This window comes from Microbacterium gorillae (assembly GCF_000826185.2).
In the GTDB taxonomy this organism is placed as follows: domain Bacteria; phylum Actinomycetota; class Actinomycetes; order Actinomycetales; family Microbacteriaceae; genus Microbacterium; species Microbacterium gorillae.
Window position 1 is genome coordinate 803,039 of the sequence record NZ_LN648875.1, and the last position, 25,520, is coordinate 828,558.

The window sequence follows — 25,520 nt, forward strand, 5'->3', positions numbered from 1 at the left end:
CGTCTCCTCAGAGGAACAGCGCCAGGTTGGCGGTCGGAAGGGTGGTGTGGTCCAGGAGGATGTGACGGCGGCGGAGCTTCAGCGCGCCGTCCACCTCGACCAGTTCGTCAACGCGCTCGCCGAGCAGCAGCGAGTACGTGGTCAGGTCGAACCGGCTGCGGTACACGAGCAGGTTCGACTTGACGTGCAGGACGCCGTCGGCGGCGCGCGTCACGCGCACGTTCGTCACGAGTCGGCGGGTGCGCGATGCCGGGTTCTCCGCCCAGGCGTAGTCGGTGTCCAGGCGCTCCACGCGCGTGCGCAAGGCGCTGTAGTTCTCGTCGAAGTGCAGCGAGGTCCGCGAGAAGCCGGGGCCGGCCTGCCGCTCGCGCGTGACGCGCACGGGCAGGACGTAGTGGATGTCCTCGTGCACCATCGCCAGCCACTCATGCAGCCGGTTGCCATCGAGCGCGTCCGCCTCCGCGTTGAGCCAGCGCTCGACGCGGAACTGCTCCTCCATGGTCGCCTCGACGGTGTCCGCCGGTGCGAGTTCAGTCTCAGCCATGCGTAGTCCTCCCGCTCGTTCTTCGTCGATCAGATCGTGAGTTCGCCGCCGTCGACCGTGAGGATCGAGCCGGTCATGAATGCGGACATGTCCGACGCCGCGAACAGCGCGACGCGGGCCACCTCGTCCGGCTTGCCGTAGCGACGCATCGGCATGCTGTCCTCGAAGGTGCCGAGCTTGCGTCCACTGGCTTCTTCGACGGCCTCAAGGTGTTCGTTCACGCCCGGAGTGTCGATGACCGTCGGCTTCAGCGCGAGGGCGCGAATGCCGCGCTTGCCGAGCTCCGCCGCGAGGATCATGGTCAGCTGCTCGATGCCGCCCTTGGAGCTGGCGTACCCGAGCATGCCGGCGTGACCCGGGTAGCGGTCGGTCACCGTCGAGGTGGTGTTGATGATCACGCCGCCGTTGCCCGCGGCGATCATCGCGCGTGCCGCGGCGCGAGCGCCCAGGTAGCAACCGGTGAGGTTGACATCGAGCGAACGCTTCCACGTGAGCATCGGGAACTCTTCGCTCTCGACGATCTCCTCGCGGCCCATCGGCGAGTAGTGGGTGAAGTTGACCCAGACATCCAGACGGCCGGTACGCTCCACCGCGGCCTCGGCGAGCTTGCCGACCGCCTCTTCATCGCTGACATCCACCCAGTGCGCGGTGATGTCCGTGTCGAACTTCGCCGCGAGCTCGGACGCGAGCGCCTCGGCTGCCTCCAGGTTCAGGTCGGCGAGGATCAGGTTCGCCCCGGCCTCGGCGTAACGGCGGGCGGTGGCGGCACCGATGCCCTGCGCCGAGCCGACGATCACGGCGGTGCGACCGCGCAGCGAAATGAGGTCGGCGATGGAGACGGTGTCTGCAAGAGGGGTGGTCATAGTGTCACGTCCGGTCGAGAGGGGTTCCAGAGCGGGCGCTTGAACTCGCGTTCGTAGGCCCGTCCGTGCGGATAGGAGATGAGTTCCACCAGCAGCCCCCAGGGGGCGCGGAAGTAGATGTAGAAGGCGTCGGGTCCGGCCTCGGGACCCTCCAGCGCCAGCTTGTCGCCGAGGATCTCGATGTCGTGCGCCTTCAGGTGCGCGACCGCCGCGTCGACGTCATCGACGTACAGGCACAGCTCGTGTCCGCCGGCACCGTCCAGGGACGGCATCTTCTGCCCGGGGCGCTCGGCGACCCACTCGAACAGCTCGAGGTTGAGGTTGCCCATCCGGACGAGACGGATCTCCCGGATGCGACTGGACGGGTCGATGTCGAAGTTCTCGGCGGCGGTGTCGTCGTCGCCGTCGCCATGACCGGGCTCGAAGCCGTAGTAGGCCTCTCCGCCCAGCACGTCGACGAAGAAGGCGAGAGCCTCATCGATACTCGGGACGGTCAGGCCGATGTGGTCGACGCCGCGGAACGTGGGAAGCATGGGACGGGTCACGGCTCCAGCACCACCTTGATCGCTCCGGCGCTCCGGTCCCGGGCGACGGCGAAGGCCTCCTCGGCACGATCGAGCGGGAAGCGGTGCGTGATGACCTGGCTGAGCTCGGGATGCGCGGCGAGGATCGCCGCGGCCTCGTCGACCTCGCGCGGGCCGTGGCCGTTGTAGCCCATGCTCGTGACGGCGGAGATCTCCTTGCTGATCGCTTCGCCCGGCAGCAGCGGGCCGTCGATCAGGGCGATGTAGACGATGCGGCCGCCGTAAGCGACGCTGTCCAGCGCCTGGCGCACCGTGGCGTCTCCGGTCGCGGCGACGAGGACGACGTCGTAGGTGCCCTCCGGCTCGCCCGCGCCGAACAGGTCCGCCAGAGCTCGCTGGTGCGGGTGGCGCACGGCGATGTCCACCTCGGCGCCGAGGGCGCGACCCGTCGCTGCGGCGAGCAGTCCGACCGCTCCCCCACCGATGACGAGCAGGCGCTCTCCGGCGGTCAGTTCCGCACGGTGCAGGCCGTGCAGGCCCACCGCGATCGGCTCGATGAGGCAGGCGTTCGCGACGTCCAGACCGGCGGGCAGTTCGATCAGCGCGCTGGCCGGAACGATGATCTCGTCCGCCATGCCGCCGTCGCGTTCCGCGACCAGTCCGAGGCAGGTCGATCCGCCGACCTCGCAGATGTTGTAGAAGCCGGCCCGGCAGGCTGCGCACTCGCGGCACGGCAGGATCGGTTCGATCGATACAGGCGTGCCGTCCTCGGTCCACCCGGCGAGCTCGTGGCCGAGGACGACGCCCTCGTCTGTGCCCCCGGAGATCATGCCGAGATCGGAGCCGCAGATTCCGGCGTAGCCGATCTTCACGCGAACGCCCTCACCGTGCGGGCGTGGGATCTGAGCGACCACGACCCCGTCGCCGGCAATGCGGACGGCACGCATGAGGTCGGTCCCCTCGGGGGCGATCACGGATGCGTCTGTCACCTCTGGCCTCGTTTCACATCATTGTTGCGGCGGGCACCGCCTGTACGTCGAGAGTAATCTGTAACATGCCAGTGCGCAAGAGGTCGATGTGGGAGAAGTTCGCGACGCTCCCGTCGGAGGCCGACCTCCACCGGGCCCCGTTGCTCCCGCGTCGCGAACAGACCGTGCCGGCCAGGTCGGCACTCTGGCAGCCGATCTCAACCGATCCGCGTTTCGAACGCCTCGTCCGCGTCTTCTGGCCTGAACGACGCGGAATTCGTCGGTTACGAATGCACTGCCGCGCACCACTTGTGTCCGCGATACCGAACCGGCTGTTGGGTATCCAGACTCAATGGCCCACCCCGTCGTGGCCCAAATGGGGCCGACCGCGCCGGCGCATCCGGAATAGCAACGGTCGCTCGTGGCAGAACCGTCCTCGAAATGGACTATTGTGCGGGCGCGAATCCCGTAGCTAATATGTTAGTCATGGACCAGATGAAGAACATCGCGATCGTCGGCGCCTCGCTCGCCGGGCTCCGCGGCGCAGAGGAGCTGAGGCGACAGGGCTACGATGGCGAGCTCACCCTCATCGATGCCAGCGAGCACCACCCGGCGATCGACCGCCCACCACTTTCCAAGGAGGTTCTCTCCGGCAAGTGGACCCCGGAGGAGGCCCGCCTCGAGATCTTCGAAGACGTGCGCGCCCGCCTCATCCTCGGTGTCGCCGCCACGGGGCTCGACCTCGAGGCCGGCGTCATCAGCCTGGCCGACGGCCAGGAGATCACCTTCGACGGTCTGATGATCGCGACGGGCGCCGGCGTGCGTCACCTGCGTTGCCCCGGTTCCGACCTGCCCGGCGTGATGTACTACCGCGACCTCGACGACTGCCTCACGCTGCGTGACCACATCGAGCGAGGCTCGCGCGTGGCGATCGTCGGCGGTGGGTTCATCGGCTCCGAGGTCGCCGCATCCCTCGCCCTCGCCGGGCTGGAGGTCACGATCATCGACACAGTGCCCCTGCCCATGGAGGCGCAGATCGGCCCGATCATGGCGAACCACCTCGCCGACCAGCACCGCGCGCACGGCGTCACCCTGAAGCTCGGCGCCGGCGTCGAGGCGATCGAGGGCGAAACCGCGGTCACCGGCGTCCGACTGACCGGCGGCGAGGTCATCCCGGCCGACGTCGTCGTCACCGGCATCGGCGTGATCCCGAACACCGCGTGGCTCGCCGAGTCCGGACTCGAAATCGACAACGGCGTCGTGTGCGACGAGCACTGCCGCGCGATCGGTGCCGAGAACGTCGTGGTCGCGGGCGACATCGCGCGCTTCCAGCACCGGGGCTACGACCGCGCGATGCGGATCGAGCACTGGACCAACGCCGTCGACCAGGGCGAGTACGCCGCGCGAGCGCTGCTCGGCACGACCGCGGACGGTTACGCGCCGCTGCCCTTCTTCTGGTCGGACCAGTACGACATGCACGTCCAGTTCGCCGGTGTGAAGGGCCAGGAGGAGGAGATCGTGAAGGGCTCGGTCGAGGAGGGCCGGTTCCTCATCGAGATGCGCACGGACGGCAACCTCACCGGAATCCTCGGCGTGAACCAGAACGCCGCGTTCGGTCGCGCCCGCCGCGCCCTCGCCGCGGAATTGGCGGCGGCGGTCCCGGTCACCGGCTGACGCCGCACACACGGCAACGAAAGCCCCGCCGGAGAGCGATTCTCCGGCGGGGCTTTCGTTTCTGGTGCGTCAGGCTTCGGCGCGCTCCGCCGGGAACAGCAGGACGCGCTTGGCCTCGTACGACAGGTGGACCCGGTCGCCGACCTGGTACATCTCGCGCGAGCCGCTCGCGGTGATGTTCACCGTGACACCCTCGCCGATCTCGATCTCGTACTGGATGAAGCTGCCGCTGAAGATCGCGGTGGCCACGGTTCCCTCGATGGACGGATGCGAGGTGGGCTTCTCCGCCACCAGGTGCAGGTCCTCGGGGCGGAACCCGACGATGGCGGCATCCCCGACGACGAAACCGTCGCGGCGCTCGGCCACGATGCTCTGTCCGGCCACCTGCAGGGTGACATCCGTGCCGTTCACCGCGGTGACGGCACCGTCGAGTGAGTTCAGGTCACCGAGGAACGTCGCGACGAAGTGATTCTCCGGGCTCCGGTACATCTGGTCCGGCGTCCCGACCTGCTCGATCTTGCCCTTGCTCATCACCGCGATGCGGTTCGACAGCAGGAACGCCTCCTCCTGGTCGTGCGTCACGTACAGCGTCGTGATGCCGATCTCGCGCTGCAGGCGACGCAGCTCGACCCCGAGCTGGTGACGCAGCTGACGGTCCAGGGCGCCGAGCGGCTCGTCCAGGAGCAGCACCCGCGGCTGGAAGCCGATCGCGCGCGCCAGAGCGACGCGCTGCTGCTGACCACCGGAGAGCTGCGTCGGCAGACGCTTCGCCATGTGCGCGAGGCCCACCATGTCGAGGGCTTCCATGACCCGCTTGTGGGTCTCGTTCTTGTCGGTCTTGCGCATCTGGAACGGGAACGCGACGTTGGCGTAAACGCTCATGTGCGGGAAGAGCGCGTAGTTCTGGAACACGAAGCCGAGGTCACGCTTCTCCGGCGCGAACTTGGTGACGTCGGTGTCGCCGATGTAGATGGCGCCGTCCTCGGGGCGGATGAGCCCCGCGATGGAGTGCAGCAGCGTGGACTTGCCGGAGCCACTCGCGCCCAGCAGGGTCATGAACTCCGACCCGCCGACGTTGAGGCTGACATCATCCAGCGCCTTGAAGTCGCCGTACGAGTGGGAGATGCGGTTCGCGTCAACCGTGACGCCGTTCTCTGCATACATCAGTTGTCTTCTCCAAGCTGGGAGCGGATCTTGTTGTTCTTGGCGGCGATCGCCTTCTTGACGATGAGGAACACGACACCGAGGACCGCGAAGGCCAGGAGCCAGAGCGTTCCGACCGCCGCGAGGTCCGGTCGGACCAATCGGCGCAACGCCATGAAGTACTTCACCGAGATGGGTTCACTCGTCGTGGAGACGAGCATGGAGATCACCGGTTCATCCAGCGACATCAGGAAGCTCACCAGCGCGCCGACGGCGATCGACGTGGCGATGCCGGGGAGCGTGACGCGCAGGAACGCCTTCCAGGGCGACGCGCCGAGCGTGCGGGCCGCGAGCTCGTTGGTCTGTGAGGTACCCCGCATCGCCGCGGTCAGGATGAGCGTGGTGAACGGCAGCAGCAGCACCATGTGCGCGAGCACGAAGCCGAGCAGGGTGCCGTTGATGCGCAGCTGCAGCACGAGACCGAACACCGCGGTACCGAGCAGCACGCCCGGGACGATGACCGGAGTGTAGAAGAACACCTGGAGGCCGGACGCCATCCGACGCGCGCCGCGGGTCAGACCGTAAGCGGTGGCGAGGCCGAGGATCGTCGCCGCGATCGCGCTCAGGGAGGCGATCTGCAGGCTGAGACCTGCCGACTTCAGCCAGCTCGGGTCGCGGAACACCTCTTCGTACCACCGCAGTGAGTAACCGGTCGGCGGGAACTGCACGTAGCTCTGCTCGGTGAACGAGACCCACACCACGGCCGCGAGCGGCAACAGCATGTACAGCGCCACGAGCAGCGTGAGCACACCCATCGCGATCATGCCGGGCGTCCAGGCGAACTTGCGCGCCGAGGTGCCCTTCTGCGAACCGGTCACGCCGCCGACGGCGTTGTTGGCCGTCATGGACTTCGCGGCCGTTGCGAAGATGCCGAGCGTGACGATCAGCAGCAGCACGGCCATGGCGCCGGCGATGCCCCAGCGGTAGCCGAGGATCTGCTGCTCGAGGTAGTGCGTGATGACGATGTCCTTCACATCACCGAGCGTCGCCGGGATGAGGTAGAAGCCGAAGCTGAGCACGAAACCGAACAGCACCGTCGAGATGAAGCTCGTGCGAGTGAGCGGGAAGTAGGTGCGAACGAACGCCTTCCACGGGCTTGCGCCGAGCGTGCGCGCCGCCTGCGTGATCTCGTCCCCGATGCCGCGCATGCTGGCGTAGATCGGAACGATCATGAACGGCAGCAGGTACATCATCATGCCGAGCACCGAACCGCCCAGGGTGCGGTACAGGCCGATGGGCTGCAGGATCTGGGCCAGGGCGTAGATCCGGACCACTGTGGACACGAAGAACGGCAGCATGATCGCGACCATCGCGAAGTTCGCGATCTTCGGCGGCGCCTTGCTGATGAAGTACGCGACCGGGTAGGAGATCAGCGCGGACAGGCCGGTCGAGATGACCGCGATCCGCAGCGTGTTGCCGAGCATGATCCAGAACGCTCGGTCGGTGAGGACCGCCGCGTAGTGCTCGATCGTCCAGCCGGCCGGGTTGAATCCGGGGCTGCCGTCGACGTTGAAGCTGCGCATGACGATCAGCACCAGCGGGTATACGAAGACGTAGAGGTAGAGAAGGATGCCCGGGATCAGGAACAGGGCGGCCTTGTTCGTCATGATGCGGGAGAGTCGGCCGGGACGGCGCGATTCCACCATCTTCACGACGTGTGACTGGTCCGACACCTCCGTGGGTGTCCGGTCAAGCATCGATGTCATGTCAATTGCTCTGCTTTCGAGTCAGACCCCGGTCCGCGTGGCGCGAGCCGCGCGGACCGGGAGTCGATCAGCCGACGACCCAGGCGTTCCAGCGGGTCAAGATGGAGTCGAAGTTGTCCTGGTACCAGCGCTCCGCCATCGGGATCCAGTTCTTTCCGGTGAGGGACTCCTCCCAGCCCGCCAGCGACTTGGGGACCTCGATCGGGTCCTTCAGCATGAAGGGCACCACGCCGGTCGCCTCGAGAAGGCCTTCCTGAGCGGAGCGGTCCTCGATCACGTCTTTGAGGTACTGATTGGCGCCGTACGGGTTCGGCGCACCCTTCGGGATGCCCAGGGCGGCCATCGCGCGGATGCCGTCCTGCTGCACGAACTCGATGTGGCGGTCGGGGTTCTCCGCTTGCAGCCAGCGAGCGTCCGCCGCCGACGCCAGCGCGATGCCGCACTCACCGGTGAGCATGTTCTGGCTGCCCTCCGCGGCGTTGTTCACCAGCATGATGTCGCTGCGGATGCGGTCGAGCTCGCCGTAGGCCTTGTCGAAATCGAGCGGATACAGGTCGGCCGGCTTCGTCCCGAGGTGCAGCAGCGCGGCCTCCAGGATCCCGGTGTACTGGGGCGGTGCGTTCTGGACGCAGCGCTTGCCGGGGAAGGTCTTCGTGTCGAAGAAGTCCGCGATGCTGGTCATCGGCTTCGACACGGTGTCCGCGTCGTACATCAGGCCGATGTGCCAGACACCCCAACCGACGCCGTACTCCGTCTGCGTGTCGTCGGTGAGCAGGTCGAGCGGGACGACCTTGGTGTCGAGCTTCTGGAGGAGACCGTCGTCGATGGCCTGCTGCATCTCGCCGATGCTGCAGAAGTGCCAGATCGAGGGCGTGACGTTGTTCGCCTGGACCTGCTGCGCGAGGCGCGAGATGCCGCAGTCGCCGGCCTGACGGTCGATCACGCCGCCCTTGTCGGTGAACGCCGTCCAGAGCGTGGTCTTCATCGCGTCGAAGAACTCGTCGCTGCCCTGACCGCCCTCGAAGTAGACGATATTGAGGGACTTACCGTCCCCGGCGTCGCCCGCTGACGAGCCGCAGCCCGCCAGCACCGTGCCGAGCGCCAGGGCACTGGCGAGCGCGAGCCCGGCCCGTCGCATTCGTGTGGACATCTTCGTACCCTTCCGGCCGCGTCCGCTGCCCCGGCTGAATCGGGTGCGGTCGGCGATCACTTCTCTGTGTTCTGGACTCACGACCTCACCGTTCGTGAGGAGCTCGTCGTCCTGCGATGCTATCACCGCTGTTTTGGTTTGTGAACGGTTGTTCTTATATCCAAACAGCATCGATCGCATGTCAGACCACCCAAGCGGGGTCGATGTTCTGGTTCTTGCGGAAGACGTTCTCCGGATCCCAGGTGCGCTTGAGCTCGACCAGGCGCGCCGTCCCGGCGCCGTAGTGGGTTCGGACGCGCTCGGCGTCCGGCACCCAGCTCGTCGAATTCAGCCCGCACGCGTCCGGGATTCCATCCTCGAGATCGAGGACCGCCGCCAGGAAGTCGAGGGCCCAGCGGTCGTTGGGCTCGTCCATGCTCGGGTCGACGCTGCTGACGCCCGGGCGCAGGCTCCAGGCGGTCTCCAGGGCGCGCGGCTGCGAGCTCGGGAGGGTGGGTTCCGTCGCCAGCGCTCCCCGCTGGTCGAACAGCTCGATGCAGCGTCGTGATCCGGGGATGATGCTCTCCCGCGTCGTGGCGACGAGCAGGTCGATCACCGGCTCGGACAGCGTCCGCGCGGACACGCCGTCCCAGGTCATCCGCGCGCCGGTGCCCTTCCACCGCTCGTGCAGGCCCCGGTAGGTGACGCTCATGGGGACCACGGCATCCGGCGAACCGGCATCCTGCAGCGCCTGGACGGCGGTTGCCGCGTCCTCGGGCGTACCCCAGTGCACGTAGGTGATCTCCAGGCACCGCTTGCCGGCGAGGTGCTCCGGCGGGCCGCCCACGACGGCACGCGCATCGGCAGCTTTGAGCCAGCCCGCGACGGAGAAGTCCGGCGACGCGACGGCCAGGACGTCGCGGAGAGCGCGGAGTCCCTCCGCAATGCGGTCCTCGCCCCAGTACATCGCCCCGCTGACGACCTCGGCCGGCATCGTGTGCAGCTGCAGCCGCAGCGCCGTCACGATGCCGAAGTTCGCCCCCGCGCCACGCAGAGCCCAGAGGAGGTCCGGGTTCTCCTCCGTGCCGACCCGAACGATCTCCCCATCCGCGGTGACCAGTTCGGCACCGAGGATCTGGTCCGCCGACCACCCCGCACGATTGCGGAGGTGTCCGAATCCGCCGCCGAGCATCAGCCCGAGACCGGTCTCGCACATCACACCCGTCACCGGCGCCAGGCCGTACGGCTCGGCCGCCTTCAGCAGCACGCCGCCGGTCATGCCGCCGCCGACCCAGGCGGTGGCGTCCTCCGGTGAGATCGTGACGTCCGTCATCGCACCGAGGTCGATCACCACGCCGCCATCGGAGGTCGAGAATCCGTTGTAGTTGTTTCCCGCACTGCGCACCGCGACCTCGAGGTCGTTCGCGCGGGCGTACCGCAACGCGATCTGGACGTCGGCCGTCGTCCGGCACCGCGCCACGAGAGCCGGGCGCATGTCGATCCGCTGGTTGTAGACGCTGCGAGCGTCGTCGTACCTGGGGCTGTCCGGCCAGACCAGCTCGCCGCTGAAGTTCTCCAGTCCGTTCGTCATCTCAGACCTCCTCAGTCACGGAAAGCAGACGCTCGGCTGCGGCCGCCGCGAGCTCGCCGGATTCGGCGGCTCCGCTGAGCGTGTCCTCGAAGCCGTGCTGCGCACCGGCGAAGATGATCCGCCCCACGTTTTCGAACAGCGCGGGCCCGGCGGAGGTGAGCACACCCGGGGCCAAGCGGTTCAGGCCGCAGGTCTGAGACCACTCATCGCCCTCCCACTCGAAGTAGTGGAACTCGCGAACGTTCCGCCCTTCCTCCCCGAGGTACTCGACCATCTGCTCGATCGCGACCGCGAAGAAGGCGTCCGCGTCGCCGACCAGGTCGTCGAACGCCGGACCGCCCTCGGGAGCCACCCGCTCCCAGCGACCGGGAGTCAGCGGCCGCCGCATGCAGAGGACGCCCTCACTGGCGTCCGTCGGCGAGACGTCCATGCCGAACTCGACGACGCTCTGGCCGCGCAGCGTGCCGTTCAGACCCTGCTCGCGCCAGAACGGGCGGTCGTAGACGAAGTAGGCCTTGCAGTCGTGGAACCCACCCCACTGCCGGATCAAGGCGGCCCGCTGTGCGGGCAGTTCGGGGGTGAATGCGATGCGCCCGGCCATTCCGGGATCGAACGCGAGGACCACGGATGACGCGCGGACGGTTCCCGACGCCGTGGACACGGTGACGCCGTCGGCGTCCTGAGCGACCGCGGTCACGGGAGAGTTGAGGTAGGCGACGTTCTCGGACGCGGCGACCAGGCCGTCCACGACACTCGACATACCTGTGACCACGCGGCTGTCGAACTCGTCCATGCCCTGAATGGAGCCGTACTTCGCGATCCACCACACGATGCTGAGCAGGGACACCTCGTGCGTGTCGTAGCCGAGGTCAAGCGCGACGGCCTCTCGCGCCGCGGGGATGTCGCACTCGCGCACCAGCCAGTCCTCGAAGGTGATCGCATCCCACTCCGCGGCGGAGGGCGCGTTCCAGGGTTCGGCGACCGAGATCTGGCCGACCATCTCGCCGAGCTTCTCGTACAGGCCGCCGTAGGCGGCGCCGGTCTCGTCATCGCTCGCGAACGGCCACGCCTCGACGTGGCGCTGTCCGTTCTCGACGCGTACGAGATCGCCCTCGACGCGCGGAAGCTTCTCGACCTCGAGCCCGAGGTGATCGATCACTCGCATCAGCGCGTGCTGGAACGCGCCGGTGAACTCCGCACCGCGCTGCAGCAGACGGCCGTTCTCGCGCGTGACGCCCTCGACACATCCGCCCAGGCGGTCGCGGGCCTCGAGCAGCACGACGTCGGTGATTCCGCGTCGCGCGAGCTCATGAACGGTGACGAGCCCGGCGATGCCGCCGCCGACGACGATCACGTCGGCCGTGACCTCGCCGTCCAGCCGTGTTTCGATCCTCATTGACCACTCACTTCCTTTGATAGCCGACGCGCTGCCCGCGAACCATCGGGCCGCAGCAGCGCCTTGATCACTGTGCGGGTGGCCATGGCCGTGTAGGCCTCGGCAACCTCGTCGAGTCCGAACTCCGCGTCGATGACGCACCCGGGATCGGCGCGTCCGTCCAGGACGAGCGCGAGGAGTTCATCGATGACGGCACGGACGGGTGCCGTTCCCCCCACCAACCGCGCGTTCAGGCCGAACAGGGAGCCGTAGCCGACGGGTGCCTCTTCATTCTGCGGCACGCCGACGCGGGAGATGACACCGCCGGGACGGACGACGCCCACGGCCTGCTCGTACGCGGACCGAAAGCCGACGGCGTCCACGACGGCGGGATACCCGTCGCCGCCGCTCGCCTCCCGCACCTGCGCGATGCCCTCTGCGCCGCGCGCTCGGACCACGGTCGTCGCGCCGAACCGCTCGCCGATCGCGATCCGGTCCTCGTGCGAGCCCATCAGCACGATCTCCTCCGCACCGCGCAGCTTGGCGGAGTGCACGGCGAGCAGCCCGACCGCACCGTCTCCGATGATCACGACCCGATCGCCCGGCCCGACGCCCGCCTCCCGCACGCCGTACCACCCGGTGCAGAAGACGTCGGCGAGAGTCAGCAACGCGCGGTGATCGTCGGGTGCGATCGTGGCCGGCACCCGAACCAGAGTGCCGTCGGCGTACGGCACGCGAACGGCCTCCGCCTGGCCCCCGCCGAATGCGGGGTCACCCCAGTAGCCGCCGTTGCGGCAGGCCACGTGCAGTCCCTCGCGGCAGAAGTCGCACGTGCCGTCGGAGATCGCGAACGGCGCGATGACGAAATCTCCCCGACGCAGCGTGGCGACGTCAGTCCCGATGTCCTCGACGACGCCGATGAACTCGTGCCCCATGGGCGCGGGCTGCACGCGCGGACCGTCGCGGAAGTCGTGAAGGTCCGATCCGCAGACAGCCGCCGCCACAACGCGGACGACGGCATCCGTGGACGCCTCGATGCGCGGGTCCGGCACCTCAACGAGGGCGACCTCGCCGGGGGCGATGAGCTGGGCGGCACGCACCGAATGACTCCTGTCCGGCTACGCCCGCGGCGCGGAGGGTCCTCCGAACGCCACTGCAAGGCTCACCACTGAACATGTTCTGATATACGAACGTTACTTGCTATATACGTAATGCTAGGGGCAGGATATGCCGGAGTCAACGCCCCATACATGCCAGAAACCCTGAATATCACCCAAAGCCCGGGCTTTCGACCACGAGTGATATGTCAGAGTACCTCGCCCCGCGAAAGAGGGACAGAAATGTTTACACGTTCGAAACCAATCATCGCTGCGGGCGCCACCGCAGCCGCGCTCCTGCTGCTGACCTCCTGCAGCGGGTCCCCCGCAGCCGGCGACGCATCCTCCCCCGACTTCGTGTACTTCGCCGCCGGTGGGTACACCGGCGAGTTCGAGAAGGTGATCGAGCGGACGCTCTTCGCAGCCTACGGCGAAGCCACCGGCGGCCAGGTGCAGGTGCAGAAGGGTGACTGCGGCATCAGCAATCTCGCGCAGCAGGTTCAGGCGAACAACGTCACGGCCTCGCTGTGGGTGTTCTGCAGCACCGCCGAGTTGGACATCGCCGCCGAGGAGGGCCTCCTGCAGCCCATCGACACGGACGTGGTGCCGGTGGACCTCATCCAGGAGGACCACCACACCGAGTACGGCGTGGACTTCGGCGCTTGGACGATGGGACTCGCATACGATGCGGACGCCGTGAAGACCGCGCCGACCAGCATCGGCGACTTCTTCGACACGGAGACCTTTCCCGGCAAACGCTGCGTCAGCAACTTCCCCGTCGGTTCCAGCATCTTCGAGGCGGCACTCCTCCACGACGGTGTGGCCCCGGAGGACATCTACCCGATGGACCTCGACCGCGCCTACGCCGCGTTCGACCGCATCAAGAGCGACATCCTCTTCTTCTCCGGAACCGCGGAAGGCAACCAGAACCTCCTCACCGGACAGTGCAGCCTGCTGATCACGAGCGCCGGCGACACGAAGATCACGGCCGATCAGAATCCCGACCGCGACATCCGATTCGTCCAGGAGGACGGAGTGAACGCGTTCGCGGCGATGGGCATCCCGAAGGGCGCACCGAACCCCACCGCCGCGAACGAGTACATGAAGGTCGTGATCGAGGATCGCGACGCACAGAGCGAAATGCTCGCGAACACCGTCGTCGTCCCGGTTCTGCTCACCGAGCCGCTGGAGACACCGGCGGGCCTCGAAGAGTGGTCCGGACTCCTCTCCGGCAAGGGCTTCTTCACCTCCGACGAGCGCTGGTACTTCGAGAACTTCGACACGATCCTGCAGCGCTGGAACGACTGGCTGGTCTCCTGACGCGCTGACGTCCCGCGGCGGCGGGGGTGCGGACGGCTCGGTCCACACCCCCGCCGTTCATCGTTCTGCCGGCACCGCGGCGCTCTTGACACCCGCTCGCGCCGCCTCCTAGGCTCCGGATGCACATCGAGTTCGTCATTACGAACTCGAGTTTGTATTACGACGACGAGAGGAAACGAGATGTCCACACGCACCGCGCCCTGGGCCGCCGCCGGAGTCACCGCGCTCGCCGCCCTGCTGCTGACGGCTTGCAGCGGCGCCGCCGACGGCACCGAGGAGTCCGCCTCGGCCGACTTCACGATCTTCGCCGCCGGGGGCTACACCGGCGAATACGAAGAGGCCCAGAAGCAGACGATCATCGCCGGCTATACCGCGGACACCGGGGGCGTCGTGTCGATGCAGAAGGGCGACTGCGGCCTGAGCACACTCGAGCAGCAGGTCTCCGCCGGGAACGTCACGTCGTCGCTGTGGGTGTTCTGCAACAAGGCCGAGCTGGACCAGGCGATCACGGAGGGGCTCGTGCAGAAGTACGACGCCGACGTCGTCCCGACGGACCTCGTCGCCGAGGGGCACTTCAACGAGTACGGCGTCGACTTCGGCGCCTGGAACATCGGGCTCGCGTACGACGCCGACGCCGTGAGCACACCGCCCACGAGCATCGCCGACTTCTACGACCTGGAGCGATTCCCGGGCACCCGCTGCCTGAGCAACTACCCCGTCACCGCGGGCGCACTCGAATCCGCGCTGCTCTCGGACGGGGTCAGCCCGGACGCGGTGTATCCGCCGGATCTCCCGCGCGCATACGCGGCATTGGATCGCATCAAGGACCACATCCTGTTCTACGCCGGAAGCGCTGAGGGAAATCAGGACCTCCTCACGGGCCAGTGCGCGCTGCTGATGACCAGCGCGGGAGACCTCAAACTGACGGCCGAGGAGAACCCCGATCGCGATCTGCGGTTCGTGCAGGAGGACGGCCTGAACGCGTACTCCGCCATGGCAATACCGACCGGCGCGCCGAACCCGGCGGCCGCGAGCGCGTACATGAAGTCGATCATCGAGAATCGTGACGCTCAGAGTGACATGCTCAGCCGGACCGCCGTCACCCCGATCGTGCTGGCCGACCCCCTCCCGGTGCCCGCCGACCTCGCGGGCTGGGAAGGCATGATTTCTCGCAAGGGCTACCTCGACCAGAACGCAATCTGGTACCGCGACAACTACGACAGCATGCTCGCGGAGTGGAACGCCTGGCTGCTCGAGTAACGGATTCCGCGTGAAGGGGGCGGGCTCGATCACGATCGGGTCCGCCTCTTGACGTTCGGAGCCGACGCCGCTTATGCTCCATTCGCGGAATCAAGTTCGTATTGACGAACTTGATTCCGCGACCCCCACGCTTGAGAGGACGACGATGTTCACCACCCGCAGGGCAATCACCACCGTGGTCGGAGCCGCGCTCGTCGCGCTCACGGTCAGCGCGTGCAGCAGCGACGCCTCCCAGGCCGGCACGGAGTCCGCCGACTTCGTCTACTTCGCGGCGGGCGCGTACACCGAGGAGTACGAGCAGCTCATCGACCGCAGCCTGTTCTCCACCTACACCGAACAGACGGGCGGCCAGGTCACGATCCAGAAGGGCGACTGCGGCATCAATGCCCTCGCCCAGCAGGTCGAGGCGAACAACGTCACCGCTTCGGTGTTCGTGTTCTGCTCCACCGCTGAAAAGGCCATGGCCGCCGAGCAGGGACTGCTGCAGAAGATCGATCCCAAGGTGGTGCCCACCAATCTCGTCGAGGACGATCACGTCGACGAGTACGGCATCGATTTCGGCGCCTGGACCATGGGACTCGCCTACGACGGTGACGTCTATCCGACCGCGCCGACGAGCATCGGCGACTTCTTCGACACGGACAAGTTCCCCGGCAAGCGCTGCGTGAGCAACTTCCCCATGTACGCAGGGGTGTTCGAGGCGGCCCTGCTCCACGACGGTGTCGCCGCGGCGGACATCTATCCGCTCGACCTCGACCGCGCTTACGCTCAGCTAGACCGCATCAAGGACGACATCCTGTTCTTCGCGAACACCGCGGAGGGCGGCCAGAACCTGCTGACGAAGCAGTGCGGCCTGCTGCTGACCAGCGCCGGCGACACGAAGATCATGCAGGCCCAGAACCCCGATCGGAACATCCAGTTCGTCCAGAAGGACGGCGTCGACGCCTACGCCGCGATCGGCATCCCGAAGGGCGCCCCGAACCCGACGGCGGCGAACGCCTACCTGAAGTCGATCATCGAGAACCGTGACGGGCTGAAGAAGATGCTCATCGGCGTGGCCGGACCGGCGGTTTTGCTGAAGGACCCGATTCCCGTGCCTGATGAACTCAAGGACTGGTCCGGAGTCCTCACCGGGGACGGTTTCTTCCCCATGGATGAGCGCTGGTACATGGACAACCTCGGCGAGATCTCCGAGCGCTGGAACACCTGGCTGGTCGGCTGAGAGACACCCGTTCCCGAACCCGGCCCCCGCACGTTCGCGTGCGGGGGCCGGGGCATTCCTTGACATTGCGCGGGAAGCGCCATGAGAGTCCCAGCGCCGAATGAAGTTCACATTCTCGAGCTGAATTCTGCTTATCCGCATGAAGAAGGGAACAATGGTGTTCAGATTCAGCAGGAAGTTCGCCGCAGTGACGGCACTCGTGGGTGCCGCCGCGCTCATGACGTCGTGCAGCGGTGGGCCGAGCGAAGGGTCCGCCTCGGCCGATTTCGTCTATGCCGCCTCCGGCGGGTACACGGAGGAGTACGAGCAGCAGCTCGGCAAGACCCTGTTCGCGGGCTACACCTCGGACACGGGCGGTGAGATCACGGTGACCAAGGGTGACTGCGGGATCAACACTCTCGCTCAGGAGGTCGCGGCCGGGAACGTGACGGCGTCGATCTACGTCTTCTGCAGCACCGCCGAGAAGCAGCAGGCGATCGAGCAGGGTCTGCTGCAGAAGATCGATCGTGACGTCGTGCCCACCGACCTCGTGCAGGACGACCACGTGGATGATTACGGCATCGATTTCGCCTCCTGGACGATGGGCCTCGCCTACGACGGGGCGGTCTACCCGAACCACCCGACGAGCATCGGCGACTTCTTCGACACCGAGAAGTTCCCCGGGAAGCGGTGCGTGTCCAACTTCCCGATGTACTCGGGCCTGTTCGAGGCCGCGCTGGTCCACGACGGTGTCGCCCCCAAGGACATCTATCCCTTCGACTTCGACCGGGTCTACGCGCAGCTGGATCGCATCAAGAGCGACATCCTCTTCTTCAGCAACACCGCCGAGGGTGGCCAGAACCTCCTCACCGGGCAGTGCGGCATGATGCTGAACGGCGCGGGGGACACGAAGATCATGGCGGACCAGAACCCCGAGCGGGACATCCGCTTCGTGCAGGAGGACGGCGTCGGTGCCTACGCGGCGATCGGGATTCCGAAGGGCGCGCCGAACCCGGAGGCCGCGAACAAGTACCTGAAGTCGATCATCGAGAACCGCAAGGGCCTCGCCGAGATGCTCGTCTCGAAGGCCGGCTACGCCGTCATGCTGAAGGACCAGCTGCCCGTGCCGGACGAACTGAGCGACTGGGCCGGCGTGCTCACGAGCGACGATTTCTTCCCGATGGACGAGCGCTGGTACCTCGACAACATCGGCACGATCCTCGAGCGATGGAACGTGTGGATCGTCAGCTGAGCTGATCGCGTACACGAGAAGCGGGGCCCGATCGCGATGCGACCGAGCCCCGTTTCTGATTGCGTCGTCAGTCGCCGCTCGGCGCGATTCGCGCCCAGGTCTCGGCGTACTCGTCGTCCGTCACCGGAGAGCCCACCATGTGCGTCGCGCCGAGCGAGATCACGAAGTAGGTCACGAACACGTCCGGCGACGCCCCGTGCCAGTGCTCCTCATCGGGACCGGTGTAGACCACATCGCCCGCGAGCAGACGATGCTCCTCGCCGTTGCGGTTGGCGATGATTCCCTCGCCGGATCCCATGACCAGAATCTGGGCGACCTCGTGGGTGTGCCAGTCGGTCCGAGCGCCCGGATCGAACACGGCCTCGAACGCGCGCACGCCCTCCTCGGCGAGCACGGGGTCCAGACGCAGGGTGCCGGTCTGCCCCTCCGTCACCAGTCGAACCGGGTCCGCGGTGCGCCCTCGTACGATTCTCACGATCTTCTCCTCCTGTTGGTGCGTGGCGCTGCCTGACGCGGCACGATCTCATTCTTACTAGCAGACTTCAATCTGTAATTGTGAACTTATTCCAGAGGCGGAGAACGTCAACCTGGGCCCTGGTGGCGATGCTTCGCCGTTGACACCGGTCACGATCGACGGATAGCGTCCTATTGGCAGACTTTGTTCTGTAATAGTGAACTCAAGGGAGAGTCGTGAGCAACGAGAGCCAGGAAATCGAGCGGTTCGACGTCGTCGTGATCGGAGCCGGGCTCGCCGGGCTGACCGCAGCCCGAGAGCTTGAAGCACAGGGCATCACCGACATCCTCATTCTGGAGGCACGCGACCGCATCGGCGGACGCGTCGAAGGCGCCGACGTCGGAACGCGGGTGCTGCAGCGCGGCGCCGAGTTCACCGGCGCATTCCACCAGGACCTCGCCGAGCTCACGGCGGAACTCGGCATGGTCGCCGTCCCCCTCCCGCGTCACCCGGGCAGCACGGTGCGGATCTCGCACGGCGAGCGGTTCGAGGAGACCTCGCCCTTCGCCGACGACCCGGAGGCCTCGGCGCAGCTGGAAGCCGTCTTCGACCGTCTCGGCGAGATGGTGGAGTCGGTCACCCCGGACGCCCCGTGGGACGCACCGCGAGCACGCGAATGGGACGACGAACTGTTCTCGTCCTGGGTCGAGCGCACCGCCACCCGCCCGGAGGTGCGCGAGCGCGTGCTCCTGGACCTCCCGGTGGACGCCGAGCAGATCTCTCTGCTGACCATCCTGTGGTGGATCTCGAAGTACGGGTCGCTGCGCGGCATGGACACCTTCAACCTGCGCTTCGTGGAGGGCACCTCCGAGATCACGAAGCGGATCGCGGACCGGCTGTCCACCGAGATCCGCCTGTCTTCGCCGGTCCGCTCGATCGACCGCACCGGCGCAGACGCCGTGATCGCCTACGACGGCGGCCGCGTCGCCGCACGCCGGGTCATCCTCACGCCGGAGCCCTCGATCGTCTCGCGCATCCAGATGATCCCCGCGCTGCCGGCCGGACGGGTGTCGCTCCAGGAGCGCTGGCTGGCGTACCACTCCTCCAAGATCTACGCCGTCTACGAGCGCCCCTTCTGGCGCGACAACGGCCTCTCCGGAGTCGCGATGGGGTCGCTGCCGGCGGAGTTCATCATGGACGTCTCCCTCCCGGACGCCGAGGAGGGCATCCTGTGCGGACGCCGCCCGCTCTCGGCGGGTCGGTGGGCGCGCACGCCCGGCAGCGACGACCTCTCCTTCACCGAGCTGGTCGGCGACCAGGACAAGCTGAAGGCGGCGTACGTCGCCCAGCTCGTCGAGTACTTCGGCCCCGAGGCCGCCCATCCGCGCGAGGTGCACTACTTCGACTGGATCGGTGACTCCTGGTCGGCCGGTTGCGGCTCGCTCCACCTGCCGCCCGGCGTGCTCAGCACGGTCGGTCGCCACCTGCGCGAGCCGATCGGACCGCTCCACTGGGCGGGCGCGGACACCGGCCTGGTCGACGCGCTCGGCGGCGCCGTCCAGTCGGGCCGACGCGCGGCACGCGAGGTCGTCTCAGCGCTCAGCGGCGCCGAGGTCCCCGCCTGATGGAGGTCTTCCTCCCCCACGGCGCCACACCCGCCGACCCGACCATCTACACCGGCGACGCCTGGTACACGATGATCTCGTACGGCCGCGAGGGATCGCTCATGCAGAGCGGCATCGTGCACTTCGCTCCCGGCGCGCGCACGACGTGGCACCGCCACCGCCGCGGCCAGACCCTGTACGTCCTGGACGGCGTCGCCCTCGTGGGCACACGTGACGGGGTCGCGGAGGTGCACGCCGGTGAGACCGTCGAGTGCCCGGCGGAGGAGGACCACTGGCACGGCGCCGGCCCCGACGGGTACATGCGCCACCTCGCGATGTGGGAGCTGTCCGGTACGGATGAGGACCAGGTCGACTGGCTCGAGCCCGTGACGGACGCGGACTACGCCACCACCCCGGTGCGCGACCCGCGCACTCCCACGAATCCCTGGGGCTGAGCGTCGGGCCGGTCCGCCCCCGGGCTCAGGCGAGGTCGGGCGGAAGGTCGATCTGCGCGGCGAGCAGGGCGCCGGTGAGCCACTGGATCGCGCACACTCGCGCCAGACGGGTCTGGCGGCTGGTGACGGCGGCGATGAGCGCCCCCATGTTCGCACGCGAGTAGGCGGGATCCGCGATGTAGACCGGACTGATGTCCTGCACCGCGGAGGTCCAGCCGAAGTGACCGAACTCCCACAGTTGTGCGCTCGCCCGCGCGACGCCCTCCGAGTGGGCGGCCGCGAGGATGAGCTCATGCATCTCCCGAGCCTGCGGGATCAGGTCCGCGCTGTCTGAAGTCTGCTGCATCCGCTCGTTGCAGAGTCGGAGCTGCTCCATCTGCTCGTCGGTGCCGCGACGTGCGGCGAGCGCCGCCACCTCGCCCTCGAACTGGGCCGTGACGTGGATCAGGTCGACGGACTCCTGCAGGGAGTACTTCGCGACCCGACACCCGACCTGGGGAATGATGTCGACCAGCCAGGCCCCGGCCAGTCGGCGCATGGCGTCCATGACGGGCTGCCGGCTGGTGTCGAACTCGGCACCCAGGTCCTCCACGGACAGGGCGCTGCCCGGCGGGTACTCGCCAGCGAGGATCCGGGTGCGGACGGTGAGGAAGATGTGCTCCGCGAGGCGTCGGGAATCACTCCGGCGCGCCGTCGGAACCCGCCGCGACGATGTCTCAGGCATTGTGCCCCTCTCGCGTTCGGACCATCCTATGCGTTGCACCTGCGCGGGCAGAACCGACCGACAGCACGAGGGCGGAACCGACCGACCGCAGCACGAGGGCAGAACCGGCCGACCACTCGAGGGCGGGACCGACCGACCGCAGCACGAGTGCAGAACCGACCGACCACACCAGGGCAGAACCGACCGATCGGACGAGGGCGCGCATCAGTCCAGCAGTGCCACGGGCACATCGACTGCGCGTGCCCGGATCCACTCGCCGAGGCTCTTCGCCTGCGCGTCGATTCTGGTGGACGCCGCCACGCCGTCGCCGAGGAAGCCGTGGATGACGAAGTTCAGCGAGTGCAGGTTCGGCAGCCGGTGCCGGTCGACGGCGAGATCGGCGGCCTCGGGAATGAGTTCACGCAACCGTTCCGTGGTCAGGTGCGCGTCCAGCCACGGCCACACGCGCGGATCCCGCACGTACAGACCGAGGTTGGCCGCGCCACCCTTGTCGCCGGACCGCGAACCGACCAGCTGCCCGAGCGGCACGCGTCGCGTGTCGCCCGTGATGGGCTCCGTTTCCTCGGCCGCTGCGACCTCGGGTGCGAACTGCGCGTCACGCTCGGTCACGTCCAGGTCGGCGACGTCGATCTCCGCGCCGCCGAACAGGTGCACCGTCTGATGCGCCGCAGCCAGCGGAACGAGCGCTGAGGCGTGGACGCCGAACTCTCGGCCCTCGGACGGCGGACCGCTGAGCAGGTAGAAACCCGGGATGCTGGCGAGCGCGAGCTCGACCAGGGCGCCGGACGCACGCCGGCCGACCAGTTCCGGCCGCGTGGATTTCAGCGTGATGCTCCACGTGGCCGTGGCGCGCTCGCTCGTGTCCGGGTCCTCGACGTCGGTGCGCTGCACCCGCACGTCGACGGCGTCGTAGTCCTCCGGCGTGTACGGGCACGCGTCCCAGAACAGCTCGGTGAGCAGCTCGGCCTTGCGTTCGATGTCGAGGCCGACCAGGGCGACGCTGAGGTCGTTCCGGTAGCCGCCGATCATGTTGATCGAGGTCTTCAGAAGCCCGGAGGGGGCCTGTCCGACGGCACCGGACACTCGTACCCGATCCGTGTCGAGTTCGGTCACCGCGAGGGTGTCGAAGCGCGCGTCGACGTCCGGTCCGAGGTACAGCGGAGAGCCGATCTCGTAGAGCAGCTGCGAGAGCACCGTCTCGCGGTTGACGACCCCACCCGTGCCGGGGTGCTTGCCGATCACCGCACTGCCGTCCTCGTGGATCTCCGCCCACGGGAAGCCGATGCGGCGCATGTCCGCGACCTCGGTGAAGAAGGAGTAGTTGCCGCCCGTCGCCTGCGTGCCGCACTCGATGACGTGTCCGGCCACGACCGCGCCGGCGAGCCGGTCCCAGTCGTCGCGGGCCCAGTCGTGCCACCACGCCGCCGGTGCGCACACCAGAGCGGCGTCCGTGGTCCGGCCGGTGATCACGACGTCCGCGCCGGCGCGCAGCGCCTCGACCACGCCCCACCCGCCGATGTACGCGTTCGCGCTCACCACCTTGTCCGGATCGATCTCCGGCGAATTCGGGAACGGCCGTGCCGCCCCCGACGCGAGCATGCCCGGCAGCGCCTCAAGCACGTCGTCACCGGTCACGTACGCGATCTTCGGCGTCCGGCCGCGCTCGGCGGCGAGGTCGGCGATCGCCTGGGCGAGACCGGCCGGGTTCAGCCCACCCGCGTTCGAGACGATGCGGATCCCGCGGTCGAGGCACTCCTCGAGCACGTCACCCATCTGCTTCAAGAACGTCGAGGCGTAACCCGCACCCGGCGTCCGGCTGCGGGCCTTGGCCAGGATGAGCATGGTCAGTTCGGCGAGCCAGTCGCCGGTGAGCACATCGATCGGCCCACCCGTGACCATCTCCCGCGCGGCCGCGAGCCGGTCGCCGAAGAAGCCGGAGCAGTTGCCGATGATCAGGGGGCGCGCCATGGCGATACTCCTCAGTACAGGAAGAACTTGTAGGGGTTGTACTTGAGCTCACGACCGACGAGCATCTTCTGCACCTCGGTCGCACCCTCACCGATCCGACGGATGCGCAGCTCGCGGTACCAGCGCTCGAGCGGCATCTCCTTGGACACACCCATGCCACCGTGCACCTGGATGGCGCGGTCGACCACGCGCGCGGCAGCCTCGGTCGCGGCGATCTTGGCGGCCGCGGCGTCCGAACGGAACGGCAGGCCGCGATCGGCGCGGTCGGCGGCCAGCAGCACCATCATGGTGGCGTTGCGGATATCCATCTCGTTCTCGACGAGCATCCAGTTCAGACCCTGGTGATCGATGAGGTTCTCACCGAACGCCTGACGCACCTTGGCGTACTCGACGGCGAGTTCCTGGGCCTTGACGGCGACGCCGACGCAGGCGGCGCTGTACGGGATGCGGTTCTTCGCGAGCCGGTGGTTGGCCATCTTGAAGCCGTTGCCGAGGCCGCCGAGGATGTTCGCGCTCGGCACGCGGACGTCCTGCAGCGCGATCTCGGTGCCCGGCTTGGTCGAGCGCAGCGTGTGCACGACGCTGGACACCGTGAAGCCGGGGGTGTCGGTGTCGACGAGGAACGCGGTCACGCCGTCGCGGCCGGGGCCGCCGGTGCGAGCGAACAGCACCGCGAAGTCCGCCTCGAGCGCGCCACTGATCCACAGCTTGCTGCCGTTGATGATCCAGTCATCCCCATCCTGGACGGCGCGCGTGATGATGGAGCGACCCGGGTCACTGCCGCCGCTGGCCTCACTGAGGGCGAAGCACGCCTTCTTCTCGCCGCGCACGGACGGGTAGAGATAGCGCTCCTTCTGGTCATCGTTCGCGTAGGCCGACAGCAGCGGAATCTGGCCCGGGTGGCCGAAGACGTTGTAGGCGGCGGCGTAGAGTCCGGCCCGGTGCTGCGAGGTCTCCATCGCGATCAGGCAGTGCAGCGTCGTCGAGATGCCGGGCCCACCGAACTCCTCGGGGAGTTCGAGGTTGTACAGGCCCATCTCCTTGGTCTTCTCGACCAGGCGCGCGTAGTTCTCCGGGTCGAGCTCGACGGCGTCCGGATCCATGTCGTGCTCGAGGGGCACGATCTCCTTCTGCACGAAGCGACGGACCTCGCTCAGGAGCGCGAGTTCTTCTTCATCAAGGGAAAGCTGCATGATTCATGCCTTTCGCGCGCCGACCGGCGCGCTGTCGGGATTCCAGGTGACGGTGGGTGCGTACAGGCACTCCAGCTCGTAGACGCGGGACATGTAGTTGGTGGTGATCTCGTACCGGTACGTCGTCGCGGCGGGGTGCGCGCTCAGCGCATCCACGACCGCGCTGCGCAGGCCGAACTTGCTGCGGCCGCCGGCGATGCCGAGGACGACCGTGCGCCCCTCCGCGTCGGCGAGCTCGTAGACGCCGGTGGTCACCGGCAGCGCCCGCCGGCCGGCCTCGTCATCGGCGGCGATCCACTCGCGCCGAATCGGCAGGCCGCTCACGCCGCACGTCCGGCGACGATGGCGTCACACGCGGCGCGCGTCGGCAGTTCGACGACCGCCGAGCCCGGAACGCAGACGGTGTCATCCGCGAGACGCACCTCCTCGATGTCGAGGTGGACGCGACCGCGCTGGTCATCGATCGGCTCGACGGCGGTGACGGTGCCGCGCAGGGTCAGGGTCTGCCCCGCGATGGCGAAGCGGCGGTTGGTGGCTTCCAGAGAGACGATGCGTCCGGCCGGGCCCATCCAGTCCGTCACGAGCTGCGTGAGGAACCCCTGGTGCAGGTGCGACTGCACCAGGACACCGGGGTAGCCCTCCTGCTCGGCGTAGACCTCGTCGAAGTGGATGCGGTGCATGTTCCACGTGACGGCGCAGTAGCGCATCATCTGCACCTTGCTGGGCACGACCTCGAAGCCGTCCAACGCCTGGCCCACCTCGACATCGTCGAAGATCGTCTGCTGTTCCATGGTCACCTCACCAGAATCGTCTGCATCGAAACGAGCACCGGGTCGCCGTCGGCGAAGTACTCGCGCTTGAGCTTCGTGATCGCCATCAGGCCGCTGCGGGTCTCGCGGGGCTCCACCTCGACCAGCGTGGTCGTCATCGTGAGGTGGCTGCCCGGGTACACCGGCGCGAGGAACTCCATCGCCTCGCCGCCGCCCATCAGGCGGTAGCCGCTGGCCGGCAGTCCGGGCAGCGTCGCGCCGACCTCGGTCCCGTCCACGCGCAGGTCCTCGTTGGCCGAGCCCTCCGCCCAGCCCAGGACGGAGACGAGCAGGTTCCACGGCGCGATGATGTCGCGATAACCGTAGGAGCGGGCGTACTCGCTGTCGTAGTAGAGCCGATTGGTCTCACCGACCGAACGCGCGTACCGCTTCATCGTCAGGGCCTCGATCACGCCGAGGTCCTGTTCCTGCGTCACGCCGATGTTCTTGCGAATGTCGTCGATGAGCGCTTCATCGACCGGAAGAAGGACGACTTCTTCACTCATGCTCATTCCTCACCGTTGGGGATTTCCTTATTGCGATCTAAAGTTCCTATTTCCGATCAGCCTAGAGGCAAACGAGTCTCAGGGCAACCCGATCGGGGCT

24 protein-coding genes are annotated in these 25,520 nt (G+C 67.6%); 7 read left to right on the forward strand and 17 right to left on the reverse strand.

Going from position 1 to position 25,520, the window contains the following annotated elements; translation table 11 throughout:
* Positions 1-7: 7 nt before the first annotated feature.
* From BN1193_RS13295 to BN1193_RS13310, 4 genes are read right to left on the reverse strand one after another with little or no spacing between them, the layout of a single operon-like run.
* Entirely contained in the window at positions 8-544 is a 537-nt protein-coding gene (locus BN1193_RS13295; RefSeq protein ID WP_094770507.1) for an aromatic-ring-hydroxylating dioxygenase subunit beta, read from the reverse strand.
* Between the two features lie 29 nt (positions 545-573).
* Positions 574-1,407 carry an SDR family NAD(P)-dependent oxidoreductase gene (locus tag BN1193_RS13300; RefSeq protein ID WP_040167291.1) on the reverse strand — a complete coding sequence of 278 codons (834 nt, stop codon included), beginning with the start codon at positions 1,405-1,407 and terminating at the stop codon, positions 574-576.
* Positions 1,404-1,952, reverse strand: coding sequence for a VOC family protein (locus BN1193_RS13305; RefSeq protein WP_141396691.1), 549 nt, complete (start codon positions 1,950-1,952; stop codon positions 1,404-1,406). The genes BN1193_RS13300 and BN1193_RS13305 overlap by 4 nt, the downstream gene beginning before the upstream one ends.
* Complete coding sequence (locus BN1193_RS13310) at positions 1,949-2,920, reverse strand: zinc-dependent alcohol dehydrogenase (RefSeq protein ID WP_052460772.1); 972 nt, start codon at positions 2,918-2,920, stop codon at positions 1,949-1,951. Before BN1193_RS13310 ends, BN1193_RS13305 begins: the two co-directional genes overlap by 4 nt.
* Before the next feature lie 465 nt (positions 2,921-3,385).
* Between BN1193_RS13310 and BN1193_RS13315 the strand changes: the two genes are divergently transcribed.
* Positions 3,386-4,573 (forward strand): NAD(P)/FAD-dependent oxidoreductase, encoded by a 1,188-nt coding sequence (locus BN1193_RS13315; protein ID WP_195907864.1) that lies wholly within the window; start codon positions 3,386-3,388, stop codon positions 4,571-4,573.
* Between the two features lie 69 nt (positions 4,574-4,642).
* On the opposite strand, the gene BN1193_RS13320 is transcribed toward BN1193_RS13315, so the two are convergent.
* The 6 genes from BN1193_RS13320 to BN1193_RS13345 form a co-directional block, all read right to left on the reverse strand.
* Entirely contained in the window at positions 4,643-5,737 is a 1,095-nt protein-coding gene (locus tag BN1193_RS13320; RefSeq protein WP_040167298.1) for an ABC transporter ATP-binding protein, read from the reverse strand.
* Positions 5,737-7,482, reverse strand: a complete 1,746-nt coding sequence (locus BN1193_RS13325) for an ABC transporter permease (protein ID WP_094770509.1) — start codon at positions 7,480-7,482, stop codon at positions 5,737-5,739. Before BN1193_RS13325 ends, BN1193_RS13320 begins: the two co-directional genes overlap by 1 nt.
* A gap of 67 nt (positions 7,483-7,549) precedes the next feature.
* The gene (locus tag BN1193_RS13330; RefSeq protein ID WP_195907865.1) at positions 7,550-8,632 is read right to left on the reverse strand and encodes an extracellular solute-binding protein; all 1,083 of its coding nucleotides are present in this window, start codon (positions 8,630-8,632) and stop codon (positions 7,550-7,552) included.
* Between the two features lie 181 nt (positions 8,633-8,813).
* Positions 8,814-10,202 (reverse strand): FAD-binding oxidoreductase, encoded by a 1,389-nt coding sequence (locus tag BN1193_RS13335; RefSeq protein ID WP_040167300.1) that lies wholly within the window; start codon positions 10,200-10,202, stop codon positions 8,814-8,816.
* A gap of 1 nt (position 10,203) precedes the next feature.
* Positions 10,204-11,598 (reverse strand): flavin monoamine oxidase family protein, encoded by a 1,395-nt coding sequence (locus BN1193_RS13340; RefSeq protein WP_040167301.1) that lies wholly within the window; start codon positions 11,596-11,598, stop codon positions 10,204-10,206.
* The gene (locus BN1193_RS13345) at positions 11,595-12,677 is read right to left on the reverse strand and encodes an alcohol dehydrogenase catalytic domain-containing protein (RefSeq protein WP_052460774.1); all 1,083 of its coding nucleotides are present in this window, start codon (positions 12,675-12,677) and stop codon (positions 11,595-11,597) included. Before BN1193_RS13345 ends, BN1193_RS13340 begins: the two co-directional genes overlap by 4 nt.
* Positions 12,678-12,917: 240 nt before the next feature.
* On the opposite strand from BN1193_RS13345, the gene BN1193_RS13350 reads away from it, so the two are divergent.
* From BN1193_RS13350 to BN1193_RS13365, 4 genes are all read left to right on the forward strand, one after another.
* A complete protein-coding gene (locus BN1193_RS13350) occupies positions 12,918-13,994 on the forward strand; it encodes an extracellular solute-binding protein (RefSeq protein WP_040167302.1) in 1,077 nt (358 codons plus the stop codon).
* A gap of 180 nt (positions 13,995-14,174) precedes the next feature.
* The gene (locus BN1193_RS13355) at positions 14,175-15,254 is read left to right on the forward strand and encodes an extracellular solute-binding protein (RefSeq protein WP_040167303.1); all 1,080 of its coding nucleotides are present in this window, start codon (positions 14,175-14,177) and stop codon (positions 15,252-15,254) included.
* 145 nt (positions 15,255-15,399) lie between these two features.
* Positions 15,400-16,476 carry an extracellular solute-binding protein gene (locus tag BN1193_RS13360; RefSeq protein WP_040167304.1) on the forward strand — a complete coding sequence of 359 codons (1,077 nt, stop codon included), beginning with the start codon at positions 15,400-15,402 and terminating at the stop codon, positions 16,474-16,476.
* A gap of 139 nt (positions 16,477-16,615) precedes the next feature.
* Positions 16,616-17,707, forward strand: coding sequence for an extracellular solute-binding protein (locus BN1193_RS13365; RefSeq protein ID WP_094770513.1), 1,092 nt, complete (start codon positions 16,616-16,618; stop codon positions 17,705-17,707).
* Positions 17,708-17,774: 67 nt separating this feature from the next.
* Here BN1193_RS13365 and BN1193_RS13370 read toward each other — a convergent pair whose 3' ends face one another.
* Positions 17,775-18,182 carry a cupin domain-containing protein gene (locus tag BN1193_RS13370; protein ID WP_195907866.1) on the reverse strand — a complete coding sequence of 136 codons (408 nt, stop codon included), beginning with the start codon at positions 18,180-18,182 and terminating at the stop codon, positions 17,775-17,777.
* A gap of 215 nt (positions 18,183-18,397) precedes the next feature.
* Here BN1193_RS13370 and BN1193_RS13375 point away from each other — a divergent pair, with 215 nt between their 5' ends.
* Both BN1193_RS13375 and BN1193_RS13380 read left to right on the forward strand, forming a co-directional pair.
* Positions 18,398-19,786, forward strand: a complete 1,389-nt coding sequence (locus BN1193_RS13375) for a flavin monoamine oxidase family protein (protein WP_040167307.1) — start codon at positions 18,398-18,400, stop codon at positions 19,784-19,786.
* Positions 19,786-20,220: a cupin domain-containing protein gene (locus BN1193_RS13380; protein ID WP_052460776.1), complete on the forward strand. Its 435-nt coding sequence runs from the start codon at positions 19,786-19,788 to the stop codon at positions 20,218-20,220. Before BN1193_RS13375 ends, BN1193_RS13380 begins: the two co-directional genes overlap by 1 nt.
* A 25-nt stretch (positions 20,221-20,245) precedes the next feature.
* On the opposite strand, the gene BN1193_RS13385 is transcribed toward BN1193_RS13380, so the two are convergent.
* The 6 genes from BN1193_RS13385 to BN1193_RS13415 form a co-directional block, all read right to left on the reverse strand.
* On the reverse strand, positions 20,246-20,944 hold the full coding sequence (locus BN1193_RS13385) for a GntR family transcriptional regulator (RefSeq protein ID WP_052460777.1): 699 nt from the start codon (positions 20,942-20,944) through the stop codon (positions 20,246-20,248).
* Positions 20,945-21,148: 204 nt separating this feature from the next.
* Positions 21,149-22,912: an acyclic terpene utilization AtuA family protein gene (locus BN1193_RS13395; protein ID WP_040167308.1), complete on the reverse strand. Its 1,764-nt coding sequence runs from the start codon at positions 22,910-22,912 to the stop codon at positions 21,149-21,151.
* Positions 22,913-22,923: 11 nt separating this feature from the next.
* A complete protein-coding gene (locus BN1193_RS13400; RefSeq protein WP_040167310.1) occupies positions 22,924-24,105 on the reverse strand; it encodes an acyl-CoA dehydrogenase family protein in 1,182 nt (393 codons plus the stop codon).
* A gap of 3 nt (positions 24,106-24,108) precedes the next feature.
* A complete protein-coding gene (locus BN1193_RS13405) occupies positions 24,109-24,429 on the reverse strand; it encodes a DUF7508 domain-containing protein (RefSeq protein WP_040167312.1) in 321 nt (106 codons plus the stop codon).
* The gene (locus BN1193_RS13410; protein WP_040167313.1) at positions 24,426-24,896 is read right to left on the reverse strand and encodes a MaoC/PaaZ C-terminal domain-containing protein; all 471 of its coding nucleotides are present in this window, start codon (positions 24,894-24,896) and stop codon (positions 24,426-24,428) included. The genes BN1193_RS13405 and BN1193_RS13410 overlap by 4 nt, the downstream gene beginning before the upstream one ends.
* A 2-nt stretch (positions 24,897-24,898) precedes the next feature.
* Positions 24,899-25,420, reverse strand: a complete 522-nt coding sequence (locus tag BN1193_RS13415) for an FAS1-like dehydratase domain-containing protein (protein WP_195907867.1) — start codon at positions 25,418-25,420, stop codon at positions 24,899-24,901.
* Positions 25,421-25,520: the final 100 nt, after the last annotated feature.

Bases quoted from the DNA above. Each gene is read 5' to 3' on its own strand.
- BN1193_RS13295 (WP_094770507.1), bottom strand. From the start codon at position 544: ATGGCTGAGACTGAACTCGCACCGGCGGACACCGTCGAGGCGACCATG.
- BN1193_RS13355 (WP_040167303.1), top strand. From the start codon at position 14,175: ATGTCCACACGCACCGCGCCCTGGGCCGCCGCCGGAGTCACCGCGCTC.
- BN1193_RS13325 (WP_094770509.1), bottom strand. From the start codon at position 7,482: ATGACATCGATGCTTGACCGGACACCCACGGAGGTGTCGGACCAGTCA.
- BN1193_RS13335 (WP_040167300.1), bottom strand. From the start codon at position 10,202: ATGACGAACGGACTGGAGAACTTCAGCGGCGAGCTGGTCTGGCCGGAC.
- BN1193_RS13330 (WP_195907865.1), bottom strand. From the start codon at position 8,632: ATGTCCACACGAATGCGACGGGCCGGGCTCGCGCTCGCCAGTGCCCTG.
- BN1193_RS13350 (WP_040167302.1), top strand. From the start codon at position 12,918: ATGTTTACACGTTCGAAACCAATCATCGCTGCGGGCGCCACCGCAGCC.
- BN1193_RS13400 (WP_040167310.1), bottom strand. From the start codon at position 24,105: ATGCAGCTTTCCCTTGATGAAGAAGAACTCGCGCTCCTGAGCGAGGTC.
- BN1193_RS13380 (WP_052460776.1), top strand. From the start codon at position 19,786: ATGGAGGTCTTCCTCCCCCACGGCGCCACACCCGCCGACCCGACCATC.
- BN1193_RS13415 (WP_195907867.1), bottom strand. From the start codon at position 25,420: ATGAGTGAAGAAGTCGTCCTTCTTCCGGTCGATGAAGCGCTCATCGAC.
- BN1193_RS13365 (WP_094770513.1), top strand. From the start codon at position 16,616: ATGAAGAAGGGAACAATGGTGTTCAGATTCAGCAGGAAGTTCGCCGCA.
- BN1193_RS13315 (WP_195907864.1), top strand. From the start codon at position 3,386: ATGGACCAGATGAAGAACATCGCGATCGTCGGCGCCTCGCTCGCCGGG.
- BN1193_RS13360 (WP_040167304.1), top strand. From the start codon at position 15,400: ATGTTCACCACCCGCAGGGCAATCACCACCGTGGTCGGAGCCGCGCTC.
- BN1193_RS13410 (WP_040167313.1), bottom strand. From the start codon at position 24,896: ATGGAACAGCAGACGATCTTCGACGATGTCGAGGTGGGCCAGGCGTTG.
- BN1193_RS13385 (WP_052460777.1), bottom strand. From the start codon at position 20,944: ATGCCTGAGACATCGTCGCGGCGGGTTCCGACGGCGCGCCGGAGTGAT.
- BN1193_RS13395 (WP_040167308.1), bottom strand. From the start codon at position 22,912: ATGGCGCGCCCCCTGATCATCGGCAACTGCTCCGGCTTCTTCGGCGAC.
- BN1193_RS13320 (WP_040167298.1), bottom strand. From the start codon at position 5,737: ATGTATGCAGAGAACGGCGTCACGGTTGACGCGAACCGCATCTCCCAC.
- BN1193_RS13340 (WP_040167301.1), bottom strand. From the start codon at position 11,598: ATGAGGATCGAAACACGGCTGGACGGCGAGGTCACGGCCGACGTGATC.
- BN1193_RS13300 (WP_040167291.1), bottom strand. From the start codon at position 1,407: ATGACCACCCCTCTTGCAGACACCGTCTCCATCGCCGACCTCATTTCG.